This is a genomic window from Nonomuraea sp. NPDC051941 (genome assembly GCF_044593615.1).
In genome coordinates, this window is sequence record NZ_JBIUCF010000004.1 from 413976 (window position 1) to 427294 (window position 13319).

The following is a 13319-nucleotide window of genomic DNA, read 5'->3' on the forward strand; positions in this document are numbered from 1 at the left end:
TACCGCGAGTCCTGCCGTCGCAGGTTGCACCGGCCCGGCTGGCCACACCGCCCTGACACGCGGCGAAACCGCCGCACTGAGAGAGGAACCACGATGGTCCTGTTCACACCCGATGACACGGCAATCCTGCTCATCGACCACCAGCTCGGCACCATGAGCTGGATAGGCTCGGCCGACCATGACGAGGTCAAGGCCAACGCGCTCGCGCTGGCCAAGGCCGCGGTGGCGCTGGACATGCCGCTGATCCTGACCACCTCGCTGGAAGATCACGCGCAAGGGCCGCTGCTGCCGGAGCTCGCCGAGATCGCCCCCAAGCAGTTCGAGGAACGCATCCAGCGCACGGGCGTGGTCGACGCCATGGACGACCCCGCCTTCGCCGCCGCGGTCAAGGCCACCGGTCGCCCCAACCTGATCATCGCCGGCGTCACCAACGACGTCTGCACCGTCTACCCCACCCTGACCGCCCTCCAGCGGGGATACCGCCTCCAGGTCATCGCCGATGCCGGCGGATCGATGACCAAGCCGGCCGACGACATCGCCCTGCGACGCATGGAGAATGCCGGCGCCGAGATCGCCTCGACGAACATGATCCTCACGCAGCTGGCCCGCAGCTGGTCCTCGCCGGCCGGCCAGAAGCTCCTCCCCATCGTCGGCGCCCTCATCCCCACGTCATGAACACTCCACACGACTCGGCGCCCGACCCGGTCTCGAGGCGGGTCGACGGCCCGGTGCCCGACGGGTTCGAGCACACTACCGTCACCGCCAACGGCATCACCCTGCACGCGGTGATCGGCGGCTCGGGCACACCGGTACTCCTGCTGCATGGCTGGCCCCAGACCTGGCGGGCCTGGCGGCACGTCATGCCGATCCTCGCCGAGCACGGATACCGGGTCATCGCGCCCGACCTGCGCGGCCTCGGAGACAGCACCCGCGCCCCCGGCGGCTACGACAAGGACACCCAAGCCGAGGACATGCGCGCCCTGCTGTCCCGGCTCGGCATCACCGGCGAGGTGCGCCTGGTCGGGCATGACATCGGCGGCATGGTCGCCTTCGCCTACGCCCGCCGCCATCCGCAGCAGGTCGCGCGGCTCGCGCTCGTCGAGCTGGCTCTGCCCGGATTCGGGCTGGAAGGCGCGATGAATGTCGCCACGGGCGGTTCCTTCCACTTCGGTCTGTTCATGACGCCCGAAGTGCCGGAACTGCTCCTGGACGGAACCGAGCACGCCTTCATGACATGGTGGTTCAACCGGCTCGCCCATGTCACCGCCGCGTTCCCGCCGGAGGAGATCACCGCCATCACCGCCTCCTACACCGGACGGGAGGCCCTGCGCGCGAGCTTCGGCCACTACCGCACCCTGCTGCAGGACGGACGGACCAACCAGGCCTGGACCGAGAGCGGGGCCGTCCTGCCGATGCCAGTGCTGGCCGTCGGCGGCGAACACAACGTGGGCACCCGGCTGGCCGAGGCCCTGCGCCCGATCGCACCACACCTCTCCGCGGCGGTCATCAAGGACAGCGGGCACTTCGTCCCCGACGAACGCCCCGAAGACTTCGCCCAGCAACTGATCGACTTCCTCGCTTGAAGGAGAACGCCATGAGCATCCCGTACCTGGCCCAGCCCGAACAGCAACAAAAGCTGGAATGGCTGAACGGGAGCACCTTCTCCGTCCTGCTGGACGCCGCCACCACCGGCGGTCAGCTCACCGTCGGACGGTTCGACGCCCCCAAAGGGGAGGCTCCGCCGTTCCACATGCACACCCGGGAGGACGAGGTCTTCATGCTGATCAAAGGCACCGCTCTGCTCTGGGTCGGCGAGCAGGAGCTGGAGCTGTCCGAGGGCGGCATCGTCTACCTGCCCCGCAACATCCCGCACGGCTACCGCATCACCTCCGACCGCGCCGACCTGCTCCTGATCGCCACACCCGCCGGCATCGAGGACATGTTCCGCCAGGCCGGCCACGACCTGTCCACCCCGAGACCCGAGGGCTTCGAGATCTCCAAGGACGTCCTGGCCGCAGCGGCCGACGCCCACGGCCAGATCACCGTCGGCCCACCCCGATAAGGAAAGCACCATGAAAGCAACCAAGTCATCGTCATGACCGGAGCGGCGAGAGGCGGCGGCACGCCACTGACCGCGCGTTTCCTGGACAACGCTGACACCGTCATCGCCACCGACCTCAGCGACGAGGCACTGAAGCGGCTGGCCAAGCGGACGGACCACCACAGCGCGCTGCATCCGTCGCGGCCGACCTCTCCGCCGAATCGGGCGTCGCGCGACTGGCCGAAATCGCCCGCGACGTCGCCGGTCATGCTGATGTGATCCTCAATGCCGCTGGCCATTTCCCGCTACAACCGTTGGCGCCGCGTGCTCGACATCAACCTGACCGGCCCCACCTCATCGTGCAGGCGCTGCTGCCGGCCGGGGCCACGCGATCAACTTCTGCTCCGGTTCCGTCTTCGACGGCACCCGCGGCCAGACGCACTACGTCAGCGCCAAGGCCGGGATGGCGATTCATTCGCTGGCGACGCTGCCACAGGCGGAGCCGGAGCAGATGGTCGCCCGCATGTCACCGCCGCACCTGTGCCCGTACGTGCTAGGGCGAGTGCTGGCGATCCGCCCGGCCGTCTTCTCCGTGGTTCCGAGATCGACGCCCTCTCCGAACCACCTTCCAGGCGTGACTTCCGAGAATTCGCGTTCCATGCCCGACAGCGCGGCCGGCACGGTGAACACGAGGAGCATCAGCGGAAGTCCGCCATAGATGGGGACGAGGGCCTGTTCTCAACCACCCAGCCGGGTCATTCCCGCAGGCGCACACACCAGCCGAGAACGCGTCGGCCCTGTTGAGCCCCGGTGAGCAAGAGATGAGCAGGGAAGTGGACTGGTTTGTAAGTTCAGGCCCCGTATACGCTCCCCGGTGCGAGATCGCTCCCCCAGAAAGAGAACGCTATGAAGTCGTACCTGCGTAAGGCCCTCGCCGGCTGCGCAGCCGCACTGGCGGTCATGGTGGCCCCTCCCCTCCCCCGCATTCGCTATCAACCACGCAGACTGCAACGTGTCGTACAGTCGTGAATTGCTGCGAATTCAAAATGGTCTGGACCGCCGCTGCTTCGCGGACGGCGGCACGATGAGCGTGGCCATCTACGGTGTCGACCTCATCTCCACAGGGAACAACAATGTGGTAATCGAATACCCCACCAGCCGAGAACGCTTCGGCCCTGGCCGCGGACACCGCAATAGCGGAGGCGAGCATCGCGGTCGTCCACGGCCGTGCGGGGTCCTCATGCAAACGTTTCATCCCTGGCGACAATCGGCTCGCCAAGGGATCGGCGACTCGCGGACATGTGGTTGAGATCGCAGGGCCGCGAACCTTCCTTCCCCGGGCGCTTTCCAACCCAGATGTACGACGAAACATAAACAGATCGAGAAGGGGCATTCATAGATGCGATCAAAGCTGGCCACCCTGTTCCTCGCCACGCTCGCCACCGGGAGCTGCGTCCTCGCCGGCGCCTCGCCCGCCTCGGCCACGGAGTCGCAGTACGGCAAAAGCAAATGGATCAGCGCCGAGAGCGGCTGGCAGAACGCCGGCGTGTACGTCGAACCCGGTGACCTGGTGCAGATCTACTACGTCAGTGGCCGGTGGACGGTCGACCACCGCGAGTTCCCCTATGTGTCCTCGCGCGGCTACCCCTGGCACATCGACAGCGAGATCTACCAGGGATGCAAGATCCTCAGCCAGTACACGTACGGCACGCTGATCGCGAAGGTCAACGGAGACCACTACAGAGTCGGCACCAGGGCCTCCATCCGGGCGCGCCAGGAAGGCTTCCTCCAGTTGCGCATCAACGACGCCGACGGTTGCCTCCGCGACAACGACGGCGCCGTCCGCGTGAAGATCACGGTCACCGACTAACCAGGGCTCGTATGCAGCGGATAGTCACCGGACCTTCCGCAGCTCAGTCGGTAGATTACCGCGTGTTCAGGTCTCCGGCTCGCGTACGTTTTGCGCCCTCCCCTACTGAGATGTTCCATGTGGGTGGGGCGCGGTCGGCTCCGTACGCCTGGGCGGTGGCGCGACAATCCGGAGACACGTTCGTGCTCCGTGTCGAGGACACAGACACGGCCGTAACCGGCCGGAGTGGACACAGGGCAATCATCGACGCCTTGGCGGCGACCGGGATCAGCGCCGCGGATCCCGGTCTTCGAGTGCCCGTATTTCCAGTCGGACAATGCCACCCGGCACCGGAAAACGGCCCTGCGGCTGTACCCGGCCGGCCGGGCGTACGACTGCGACTGCACTTGCGAGCAGCTCAAGAGCGGACAGGGTCCGAGCACCTGGGGGTATGACGGGTTCTGCTGTGAGCGGGGGCTGGAGTTCGTCGGAGGGCGGGCGCTGCGGTTCCGTACGCCGGATGGGGGCGAGACGGTGGTTGAGGATCTCGTCCGCGGTAAGCCGATCTTTCCCAACAGCGCGCGGGCGTCGCCGGACAGCATGCGGCCGTAGGCAGCCTCTACCTCGTCCAGTGGGCTGGTCTCGATCATGGGCTGCACGCCCGTCAGTGCGGCGAAGTGCAGGGTCTCCTCGACATCGCGGGCGGTGCCGGACGGGTGGCCATGCACGGGCCTGCTCGCCGCGCGCTGAGCTGGAACGGGCTGACCTGGATGGATTCCGGCGTTGCGCCGAGCACGATGAGCTCGCATCCCGTACTGTGGCTCGGCATGGCTGATTTGCCAAGTGCGGGACGACAGTAGGGCGTTCCGGTTGGCGCGCCGTGCCGGTATGCGCGGCGCACCTGACCCCCACCCGGCTCTCGGCATTGTGGCCATTGCCATCGGGTTGGAGGGGTGCTTCGTGTCCCAGATGCTGTCGGGAGATGTCATTGATGTCCCGTCACGCTGGGCTCGGCGCTTTTCATCCTCTTCCCCGCGGTGCTCGCCGCCATCTCGGGACCTCGGCCGTGCGCGAGACCTCCGTCGTCCTGAGGATACCGGGGGCATGGCGGCGCGCGAGGTGTGGAGAGGCCGTGCAGGTTCTGGCCGGTGGCGCTGCGGCCCGGCCGTCTCAGGCGTGCGTGTCGTGCTGGTGGGCGGCCGGGTCGCCGCGACCTGGACCGTCGACGCGGGCATCGTGGCCATCACCCCGCTGCGCGGTTTCACCCGAGCCGAGCACACGCGGGCAGTGTTGTATTCGCTCCCGTCGCGGCAGAGGACGGCCATCAGTCCGACCTGCTGTAGTGACGACCTGCTGACAACTCGGATGCGTCGCCGCCCCAGGGCTCAGGAAGGTGCCCGTCCGCTGGATGTGACACACCCAGCGGGCTACGAGGAGCGCTGATTCAGCACGCCCTCGTCGTCCGGGTCGAGCCGCGCCCAGACTTCGGCGAGGTTGCGGAGGTGCTCGTCGTCGAGCCGGTCGAAGAAGAGCCTGCGCAGGTCGCTGTGCTGCTGGCGCCATGCCTTGCGCATGAGCGCCCTCCCGTCTTTGGTCAGAACCGCCGTGAAGCCACGTCCGTCGTCGGCCGTCCGTCGCCTCTCGATCAGGCCACGACGCTCGAGCCGGTCGGCGAGCCGGGTGAACCCGCCGGTGGACATCAGGCGCTGCTGGGCGAGCTCTGACATCCGCATGCCGTTCCGACCGGCCTCGCCCAGCAGTGCCAGCACGCTGTACTCGGCCATGCTCACGTTCAGCGGAGCGAGGCCGGCCTCGATCTCACGCCAGATTCGATCGTGGGTGAGCAGGAACCCCCGCCATGCCTGGTCTTCAAGCTCTCGCAGCCTGTCGGTCGCCATGAGCAGCACGGTATCGACAGGTCATCTCGAGAACCAACCGATGTGTCTGCCTGCGCAGCAAACCTTGTTCGCGGCGGGGACATGGCGTTGGCAAGCCGGTGCGTGTCCTGCTCGCCCCGACATCGAGCGCGAGGAGACCCGGGCCCATCGTTATCTGGGGTTGTCAAACGAACTTGCTGGTCAGCCGCATGAAGCTCGTTAAGGCACGTCAGGCACGTAGACGTCAGCATGCCGTGCATGGCAGTGACCGGTGCGAAGGTATTCGGGCGTGTGCGGAGGCGATTGATCAGCAATGGGCCGTTGCGATGGGGCGTCGTTGCGCGGCATGGGCGGATGGGCTCTATGGAATTGCCGCCTGGGCGGCCGTGGACGCCGGCTTCTCCGACGAGGATGCCGCTGGGGGCGCGCAGCATCGCCACTCCGCGGGCACGGCGCAGGGTCGCGGCGTCCGGAGAGGGTAAGCGCCATGGAGGCGGGCGGCGGTGCCGTCCGGCAACAGGATCCAAGCGGCGGCGAGGCCGCCTGCCGGATCGCCAGGGCAACCGGATGGTGAGGGTCGTCGCCTGGCCGCCAGAGCTGGTTGTCCCAGCCACGCGCGCCGATCCGCAACGGGTAATCCGGCCAGGTCGGGCAGCAGACCCCGCCCGACTCCGTGCTGATCTCGACTCCGGTGTGAGTCGTGCGAAGCAACAGTAGTCGGCCCCCGTTGGTGACGACGGAGCCGAGTCCGGAATGTCCTCGTAGCTGGTGGCCAAAAAGTGAGCAGGAAACTGGACTGGTCACCGGCGGCGTTCCCCCGGGGTGTGGACACCCGGTTTTCATGCAGCCAGTGCGGCCACTCTAACCACAAGACGATCAAAAGACGCCGAGTCAGAGGACCTGGCGGGCACTCTGGTCCGGGTTCCGGCGTCCGCCAGGTCAAGTGGTTGATCAGGCCGCCAGCAGCACGGATGTCGTCATTTCGGCCGACCCGTCGGACCGCACCAGTGCTCCGCGCGGGTCGTCTTCCGCGGCTGCCGACTCCTGATTCGCCCTTCTGGGTGTCAGCTCATGGCCTGCCGGAAGTACTCTTCGGCGCTGGTCGTCGGTGCTGCCGAGCCGCCGTGCCTCGAGCCGTCGCCCCGAGCCGCGCTCCATGGCCTGGTGCAGTTCCTTCAGCGTCAGCACATCCCCGGCCACTCGCACGGTGCGTCCGGCGGCCGAGGGGTCGGGAGCCGCTTCGACGGTCCACTCTGCAGTATCGGCGTAAGTGGAGAAGTCGACGGGCCGGTCCCCGTCACCCCAGTAACTGAAGGTGCCGGTCTCCCAGTCGACCCACTGGTAGAAGGGCATGTTCAGCACTTCCAGGAAGGCGCCGCAGAGGACCGACGTGGTTGCCACGCTGCTGCCTCGGAATGCCTCGGCGGCCTTCTTGCGCAGGTCGGCGAAGTCGTTGTCGCCGTAGTCGAGCCGGTCTATACCGAGGGAGAAGTCTGAGGGATACAGCGCGGAACGCCGGCCTGCTCGGCGGCACGCAGCAGGTTGACCTGGCCGTCGATGATGACCTCCTGGCGCGGACCTGCACGTCCCGTCGGCGCAGACTGTCGATGATCAGACGGCCCAGGCGGCCGGTGGCGCCGGCCACGAACACAGTAGACATGGATGCTCCCTGTAAGGGTGAGACGGAACGGGGACCCGCTGAATGCGGCAGCCCCCGGCTGATCACCGGACAGCGATTCATGTGCGGCTAGGAGAACTGGCCCGCAGGACTGGTTGGACGAGTCTCTCTGCTGGATGCGCTCGAAGAGAGGCCGAGCGGCGTTGCACGGGGCCGGCCATTCGCTGGTCCGCGGTCCTGTGTTGCCCCAGGGCCCGTCGCGCGAGCTCTGAGAAGGTCTGCGACGTCAGTGAGTCCGACCTCGATGCGTCCGTAGATGCGGGGGTTGAGCAGTGTCGTGCCGTCGAAGTCTCCGGCGGAGGCGAAGAACGCGACCGGGATCGTCAACGCCTGGAAAAAGGCGAACAGTGGCCGCAAGGCGTGCTCCAGGACAAGCGCATGGTGGTCACCTCCGCCCGTCGCGGCAAGGAGGACGGGCTTGTTCGCAAGTGCGTATTGGTCGACAAGGTCGAAGAAGTGCTTGAACATGCCGGGGTACGTACCTCGGAACACAGGTGCGGCGGCGATGAGGAGATCGGCATCCTCGGCGAGCCGGAGCGAGTCTTCAACCTCGGGCGAGACGTCATCGCGCTCGATCGCTCCGGTGAACCCCGCGCCCAAGCGGTACACGTCAACCCGGGACGCCTCGATAGGGAGCATGTCCTTCAGGGTGTCGAGGACAACGTCGACCAGTCCCATCGTCTTGGACGGCTGGCTCGGGCTGCCGTTGACGACGACGACGCGTAGGAGCGGACCGGTGTCCGCAACGGCGGTCATGCCGCGCTCTTCTCGCGCAATGCGACCTCGCGGCGCACGACAGGTGCCACGTCGGTGCCGAGCAGTTCGATCGCCTCGAGGTGCTCCTTCTGCGGCATGCCTCCGAAGCCCATCTGGATGATGGCGCGGTTGATGCCGTACAGCTCGTGGTAGGTGAGCAGCTTGTCGATGATCTCCTGCGGGCTGCCGACCAGCAGTCCGGCCGCGGGCGACGACTGCGCGTCGAACGCGGCCCGGGGAAGCCGGAGGCCGACGCCGCGCTGGTGGTTGTTCTCCGTCATGCCCCTGGCGAAGTAGGGGTACATGGTGTCGCGTGCGCCCTGGCTGGTCCGCCCGACGAACCCGTGCGAGTTCATGCTGATCGGCAGCGCGTTCGCGTCGTGCCCGACCTTCGCTGCGGCCGCTCGGTAGAGCTGGACTGTCTCCTCGTGGTAGGTCATCGGTCCGAGCAACAGGGCCAGGGCCATGGGCAGGCCGCGGTGGCCGGTGCTGATGGCCGACGCGGGCGATCCGCCGACCCCGACCCAGATCGGGATGGTGTCGCCGTCGGCGCGGGGTGCGATGTCAGCGTCGACCAGCGGTGCGCGGAAGCGGCCCTGCCAGGTGAGCGGGTTCTGGTCGCGGATCTTCAGCAGCAGGTCGAGCTTCTCGCGGAACAGGTCCGCGTAGTCCTTCAGGTCGTACCCGAACAGCGGGAAGGACTCAGTGTAGGAGCCGCGGCCGGCGATGATCTCGGCGCGGCCGGCGGACAGCAGGTCGATCGTGGCGAACTGCTCCCACACGCGTACGGGGTCCTCCGAGCTGAGCACCGTGACCGAACTCGTCAGCTTGATGTGCTCGGTCTTCTCCGCGGCGGCGGCCAACAGGATGGCCGGCGCTGATCCGACGAAGTCGGTGCGGTGGTGCTCACCCACGCCGAAGACGTCCAGGCCCACCTGGTCGGCGACCTGCGCCTGCTCGATCGTCTCGCGGACGCGCTGCCGCGGGGACGGCAGAGCCCCGGTGGACGGGTCCTCCGTCAACTCCCCGAACGTCATGATGCCGATCTCGAATGGCATGTCGTTTCCTCTCTCCGATCTGCGGCCGCCGCGCGCCTCCGACCGCTGATCCACACCTCCGTAAATCTGTCTGCGCAAGCAATTATTCCCGGCGTCGCCTGGCGCCTGCGCTACATACTTTGCGCGGGACGGGTCAGCCGCGTGAGACCTCAAGGACGAGCTCAGATGCAGAATCGGGTTAGCATCAAGGGTCAACTAGTTGCCTGCGAAGGCAACTAGTGAGCTCCTTTACGTGCGAGTATGTCGTCAACAGTCCTCGCGTATCCGGCGATGCCTGCACGGTACGTGCCCGCCGGGCGCAAGCCGTCTACCACCTGACCGCGAGGTTCCTCAGCACCTACGACACTGTGAAGGACGAACGAGATGGCCAACAGCACCCTGTCCCAACCGGCGAAGACGACGATGCCACGCCGCGTCCGGCATCTCGCCGCAAGTCTTGTCCTCCGTGCTCGCGGCGAGATCGGATAGAGCAGGGACCACATCATGGCCTGCGACCATGTCAGACCGCCAAGCCTGATCACCGTGTAATCGCAGGCAGCAGCCCCAAGTCGAGTTTCCGCACCCCACAGGCACCCTGATCCCGATCTATCGCTGCGCCGAGCAGACCGTAGCGTCAAGGGTGAACCCATCGACGCCTGGTATTCCGGCAAGGCCCACCAGCACGCCGGCAACCTCCAGGCACTGCCGGCACCCGGCGGACTTCCGTTGTGATCGCCGAGGTCGAACCCGGCTCCGTTCACGACCTCACGCGCCTGCCGGTGGGCTCGATGACGGCCAGGATGTAATTGGGCGATCCCGATGGGCCTTCGTAGGAGCTGCCGTCTGAAGACGCCCTCAGGCGGAAGCGGCCAGACAACCTGTGGCGTCTTATGACGAAGGTCAAAACCATCGTTTTGTAGGCGGACTGCTACCAGGCCGGTGTGCAATACCGCAGTGAAGATCATGAAGCTGAACCCGCTCAAGGCCCGGAGAGCGGGACAGCCATGGCTGGCGACAGCGGTCACGCTGGTGGTGCTCGCACTGGCGTACGTTTCAGGACAGTTACTGGCGGACTGGGTCCCGCGGGAATACGAGACATACGAGACCCCACCGGTGTGGCCGCAGCTCACCCCAGGTGCTCCGGCGGTCATCATCACCGTCCTGCTCGCCGTCTGGTCACTGAGCCGGCAGACGATGGACCGGGCTCGGGCGAGGTGGGTGCCGGCACCCACCGCGACGGAGCTGGCCGCGCTACCGGTCAAGGACCGCGAGGAACTGCTGATCCAGCGCCAGCAGGCGCGCACCCAATGGATCAGCGGAACAGGTGTCCTGCTGAGCGTGGCCTTCACTGCGTTTGGCCTGATATACACCGCGCTGACGCTGGAGGCGACCCGCGAGGTACAGACCACCGACCGCTACACCAAGAACATCGAGCAGCTGGGCTCAGCCAAGCTCGACGTCCGCCTAGGTGCGATCTACGCGCTGGAACGCTTGGGCCGAGACTCCCCGCGCGACCACGACACCATCTATGACGTGCTGACAACCTTCGTCCGCGAGCACGGTCCTGAGCTCAAAGCCAAACCGCCGGCGAAGCCAGCCACTGACATCCAGGCCGCCTTGACCGTCATCGGCCGTGGAACCGCTGAACCTTACTATTTGCCCCTTAATGCCGACCTCGGTGAGATCCGCGTTCCCGGCGCGAACCTGGTCCATTCAAATCTCATCGCATCGGATCTCCGCTTGGCTGACCTGAGCGGGGCGGACCTGACCAACGCGAACCTGAGCGAGACGAACCTGAGCGAGACGGACCTGAGCGAGACGGACCTGAAAGGCGCGGACTTGAGAGGTGTCAGAGGGATGACGCCTGATCAGATCCGCCGGGTTGCCGTCACGGACAAAACCACTCGGTTCTGACGAACGATCAAGCCGCCCCCCGACGCTAGGCCGCTGCGCGGCATGGTCTCTGTTTGGCGGTGTCGGATCGGGCACGTCGTCCAGCCAATGGGTTCGACAAGATCTTGAGCTGTTCACTACGCTGGTTGCCATGTCCAGTCCCGAGGCGTCAAGACGCGCTTACGTTGCCCGTTGAGGGTGACGGTCGTGGGATCGGCCCCGGGCGCGGTGTCGGTGTTATCACCGGTCCGTTTCCTGGAGTCGCCCGCCCGCACCCGACGTGCGACTCTCACCGCATCGGGCGCTCCACGTGTCTTTCCCGGGGTCAACATTGGTGTTCGCCTGTTTCGGGTCCCACGGGGTCGTGATGGTGTTCCCGCGGTAGCGGGTCACGGCGACTCTGGAGGCGCCGGTGAACACGACCCGCTTGTGGGCGAACCTCCACCCGACGCCGCAGAAGCGGCGCCGAAGCTCGGGCATTCCGATCCGGTGGGTCCCACGTTCGTACTTGGCCCGTAACCAGCGCATGATCCGACCCCACGCATAGTGGTCGGTCGCGTTGAATATGGCCTTGGACACCCGCATCGGAAGTATCTCGCCGAGCCCGTCAGCGCCCGGTTGATGCTCGTAAGCAATTCATCCGGCTGCATATGACGGGTTGACCGGTACGTCTCGCCTTTGTCCTTGATCGCCTGGACAGGCTTCTTGGACGGCGTGGTGTAGACGTAGTACTTCTGCGTTCCACTGGTGTCGGCGCTGAGTTGCTGTTCCAGGACGGTGATCTGGTGACGCAGGGCGAGTATCTCCATGTCTTTGTCCCGATCGCTCATGGGCGGTAACCGCAGTGCGGCGAAGGTGTTCGTGACGGTGAGGTAAGCCAGGCGAAGGAGCACGGCCGATCGTCATGCCGCACGCGTTCGCCTTTCCTGGTGACTGGAGTTCGTGTCGCCACGCGAAGCCATCGCAGAGTCCTGACCTGGGCGGATGTGGTTGTCGGCAGGCGCAGTACTGCCGAGCCGCCGTGCTCGGCCCCGTCCATCAGTTGTGGTGGCCGACGATGGCCGTGACACGGATTTCGATGCGCATCTTCGGCGCCCCGAGGGCTTGGACTCCGGTTTCGGTCCAGATGGGCGCTCTGTCGCCCATGCGCTTGCGGAACTGCTCCACCATGACGCGATTGTGGACCTCGCCGATGAAGTGGGGGGAGTCGGGGATGTGGTACGAGTTCACGTGGATGACGTCGCGCCACGTGGCGCCGGCGAGGGCAAGGGTCCGCTCGACGTTGTCGAATGCCTGAACGATCTCGTCCTCGAGTGACTCGGGGAAGTTCCAGTCGTCGTCCCACCCTCCTTGTCCCGATGTCTCAATGCGATCGCCGATTCGCACCGCCTGGTTGTAGTGCATATTGGCCAACTGCGTCTCGCCGTACCCGGGCGTGGCGAAGAACTCCGGCATGCTCATGGTGGACCTCCCTAATTAACTTCACATCGTCGCCTGCACCGACGGCGAAGACCGCCAGGCAGATCAACGACTACATCGACTCAGTAGCAGGTCAGGCGTTCGGCCCGTGGATGATGCGATGGATGGTGGAGCGACCGACGTCACCTTCGGCGTAACGGCCGCGGATGGAGCGCCGCGTGGGGGCGCGCGCCCGAGACGGATCTGCACCCTCGCAGGTCGCCGGGGTTCAGCACCGTCGGCTTGTTGGCCGCGACGATCATCGATCACGCTTACGCTGCTGCTGGTGGCGTTGCTGCGCCTGCTGCGCGATCTCGCCGCCGGCCTTACCCCGCGATGCCCGTCCGGCTAGCTTCCTTCCGCGCCCAACTGGCGCAACAGACCGCGATTGTCGGTGCGTACCCACTCCTCGACGAGACGACGGACGAAGGTGTCTTCGATCCAGGTCTGGCAGGCCATACGTCGCCTTCGGCCACGACGATGCCACGCCGGATCGACCGGTCGTCGGATGCCTCGCGCACCGCCACGGCACGGATCAGGCGTGCCACGACCTCGTCCCTAGCGCATTGTTGTGTCATGGCGCCAGCCTGCCCCGCTTCACGTGCGGTTCACATCGGCGATAATCACCTAGTTTGTGCGGAGATCACCTAGTACTACAGCCAGGCTTTGTGATCTGTAGGCTGAGCGCATGGTTGGTGAGTTAACGTCCGATGACCTCCAGGAGTGGGTC

14 protein-coding genes are annotated in these 13319 nt (G+C 66.2%); 8 read left to right on the forward strand and 6 right to left on the reverse strand.

Features of this window, described 5'->3' with window-relative positions; all coding sequences use genetic code 11:
- The first annotated feature begins 93 nt into the window (after positions 1 to 93).
- Genes ACIHFD_RS11000 through ACIHFD_RS11015 form a run of 4 tightly spaced genes read left to right on the forward strand, consistent with a single transcriptional unit; the run spans position 94 to position 2320 of the window.
- Positions 94 to 675 carry an isochorismatase family protein gene (locus ACIHFD_RS11000; protein ID WP_397366633.1) on the forward strand — a complete coding sequence of 194 codons (582 nt, stop codon included), beginning with the start codon at positions 94 to 96 and terminating at the stop codon, positions 673 to 675.
- The gene (locus ACIHFD_RS11005; RefSeq protein ID WP_397366634.1) at positions 672 to 1583 is read left to right on the forward strand and encodes an alpha/beta fold hydrolase; all 912 of its coding nucleotides are present in this window, start codon (positions 672 to 674) and stop codon (positions 1581 to 1583) included. The genes ACIHFD_RS11000 and ACIHFD_RS11005 overlap by 4 nt, the downstream gene beginning before the upstream one ends.
- Positions 1584 to 1594: 11 nt before the next feature.
- Positions 1595 to 2062, forward strand: coding sequence for a cupin domain-containing protein (locus tag ACIHFD_RS11010; RefSeq protein WP_397366635.1), 468 nt, complete (start codon positions 1595 to 1597; stop codon positions 2060 to 2062).
- A 33-nt stretch (positions 2063 to 2095) separates the two neighbouring features.
- A complete protein-coding gene (locus tag ACIHFD_RS11015; protein ID WP_397366636.1) occupies positions 2096 to 2320 on the forward strand; it encodes a hypothetical protein in 225 nt (74 codons plus the stop codon).
- A gap of 192 nt (positions 2321 to 2512) precedes the next feature.
- Here ACIHFD_RS11015 and ACIHFD_RS11020 read toward each other — a convergent pair whose 3' ends face one another.
- Positions 2513 to 2740, reverse strand: coding sequence for a hypothetical protein (locus ACIHFD_RS11020; protein WP_397366637.1), 228 nt, complete (start codon positions 2738 to 2740; stop codon positions 2513 to 2515).
- Between the two features lie 313 nt (positions 2741 to 3053).
- Between ACIHFD_RS11020 and ACIHFD_RS11025 the strand changes: the two genes are divergently transcribed.
- The 3 genes from ACIHFD_RS11025 to ACIHFD_RS11035 all read left to right on the forward strand — a co-directional run bounded on the left by ACIHFD_RS11025 (position 3054) and on the right by ACIHFD_RS11035 (position 4345).
- Entirely contained in the window at positions 3054 to 3350 is a 297-nt protein-coding gene (locus ACIHFD_RS11025; protein WP_397366638.1) for a beta/gamma crystallin domain-containing protein, read from the forward strand.
- Between the two features lie 90 nt (positions 3351 to 3440).
- Positions 3441 to 3911, forward strand: coding sequence for a hypothetical protein (locus ACIHFD_RS11030; RefSeq protein ID WP_397366639.1), 471 nt, complete (start codon positions 3441 to 3443; stop codon positions 3909 to 3911).
- Between the two features lie 110 nt (positions 3912 to 4021).
- Positions 4022 to 4345, forward strand: a complete 324-nt coding sequence (locus ACIHFD_RS11035) for a glutamate--tRNA ligase family protein (protein ID WP_397366640.1) — start codon at positions 4022 to 4024, stop codon at positions 4343 to 4345.
- A gap of 972 nt (positions 4346 to 5317) precedes the next feature.
- Here the strand turns inward: ACIHFD_RS11035 and ACIHFD_RS11040 are convergent.
- From ACIHFD_RS11040 to ACIHFD_RS11055, 4 genes are all read right to left on the reverse strand, one after another.
- Positions 5318 to 5788 (reverse strand): MarR family winged helix-turn-helix transcriptional regulator, encoded by a 471-nt coding sequence (locus ACIHFD_RS11040; RefSeq protein ID WP_397366641.1) that lies wholly within the window; start codon positions 5786 to 5788, stop codon positions 5318 to 5320.
- Positions 5789 to 6718: 930 nt separating this feature from the next.
- Positions 6719 to 7168 (reverse strand): NmrA family NAD(P)-binding protein, encoded by a 450-nt coding sequence (locus tag ACIHFD_RS11045; RefSeq protein ID WP_397366642.1) that lies wholly within the window; start codon positions 7166 to 7168, stop codon positions 6719 to 6721.
- Between the two features lie 346 nt (positions 7169 to 7514).
- Positions 7515 to 8201, reverse strand: coding sequence for an NAD(P)H-dependent oxidoreductase (locus ACIHFD_RS11050; RefSeq protein WP_397366643.1), 687 nt, complete (start codon positions 8199 to 8201; stop codon positions 7515 to 7517).
- A complete protein-coding gene (locus ACIHFD_RS11055) occupies positions 8198 to 9259 on the reverse strand; it encodes an LLM class flavin-dependent oxidoreductase (protein ID WP_397366644.1) in 1062 nt (353 codons plus the stop codon). Before ACIHFD_RS11055 ends, ACIHFD_RS11050 begins: the two co-directional genes overlap by 4 nt.
- Positions 9260 to 10201: 942 nt before the next feature.
- Between ACIHFD_RS11055 and ACIHFD_RS11060 the strand changes: the two genes are divergently transcribed.
- Positions 10202 to 11152, forward strand: a complete 951-nt coding sequence (locus ACIHFD_RS11060; protein WP_397366649.1) for a pentapeptide repeat-containing protein — start codon at positions 10202 to 10204, stop codon at positions 11150 to 11152.
- Positions 11153 to 12169: 1017 nt separating this feature from the next.
- Here the strand turns inward: ACIHFD_RS11060 and ACIHFD_RS11065 are convergent.
- Positions 12170 to 12592 (reverse strand): RidA family protein, encoded by a 423-nt coding sequence (locus ACIHFD_RS11065; RefSeq protein WP_397366646.1) that lies wholly within the window; start codon positions 12590 to 12592, stop codon positions 12170 to 12172.
- Positions 12593 to 13319: the final 727 nt, after the last annotated feature.

Bases quoted from the DNA above. Each gene is read 5' to 3' on its own strand.
- ACIHFD_RS11000 (WP_397366633.1), top strand. From the start codon at position 94: ATGGTCCTGTTCACACCCGATGACACGGCAATCCTGCTCATCGACCAC.
- ACIHFD_RS11005 (WP_397366634.1), top strand. From the start codon at position 672: ATGAACACTCCACACGACTCGGCGCCCGACCCGGTCTCGAGGCGGGTC.
- ACIHFD_RS11010 (WP_397366635.1), top strand. From the start codon at position 1,595: ATGAGCATCCCGTACCTGGCCCAGCCCGAACAGCAACAAAAGCTGGAA.
- ACIHFD_RS11015 (WP_397366636.1), top strand. From the start codon at position 2,096: ATGACCGGAGCGGCGAGAGGCGGCGGCACGCCACTGACCGCGCGTTTC.
- ACIHFD_RS11020 (WP_397366637.1), bottom strand. From the start codon at position 2,740: ATGCTCCTCGTGTTCACCGTGCCGGCCGCGCTGTCGGGCATGGAACGC.
- ACIHFD_RS11030 (WP_397366639.1), top strand. From the start codon at position 3,441: ATGCGATCAAAGCTGGCCACCCTGTTCCTCGCCACGCTCGCCACCGGG.
- ACIHFD_RS11035 (WP_397366640.1), top strand. From the start codon at position 4,022: ATGTTCCATGTGGGTGGGGCGCGGTCGGCTCCGTACGCCTGGGCGGTG.
- ACIHFD_RS11040 (WP_397366641.1), bottom strand. From the start codon at position 5,788: ATGGCGACCGACAGGCTGCGAGAGCTTGAAGACCAGGCATGGCGGGGG.
- ACIHFD_RS11050 (WP_397366643.1), bottom strand. From the start codon at position 8,201: ATGACCGCCGTTGCGGACACCGGTCCGCTCCTACGCGTCGTCGTCGTC.
- ACIHFD_RS11055 (WP_397366644.1), bottom strand. From the start codon at position 9,259: ATGCCATTCGAGATCGGCATCATGACGTTCGGGGAGTTGACGGAGGAC.
- ACIHFD_RS11060 (WP_397366649.1), top strand. From the start codon at position 10,202: ATGAAGCTGAACCCGCTCAAGGCCCGGAGAGCGGGACAGCCATGGCTG.
- ACIHFD_RS11065 (WP_397366646.1), bottom strand. From the start codon at position 12,592: ATGAGCATGCCGGAGTTCTTCGCCACGCCCGGGTACGGCGAGACGCAG.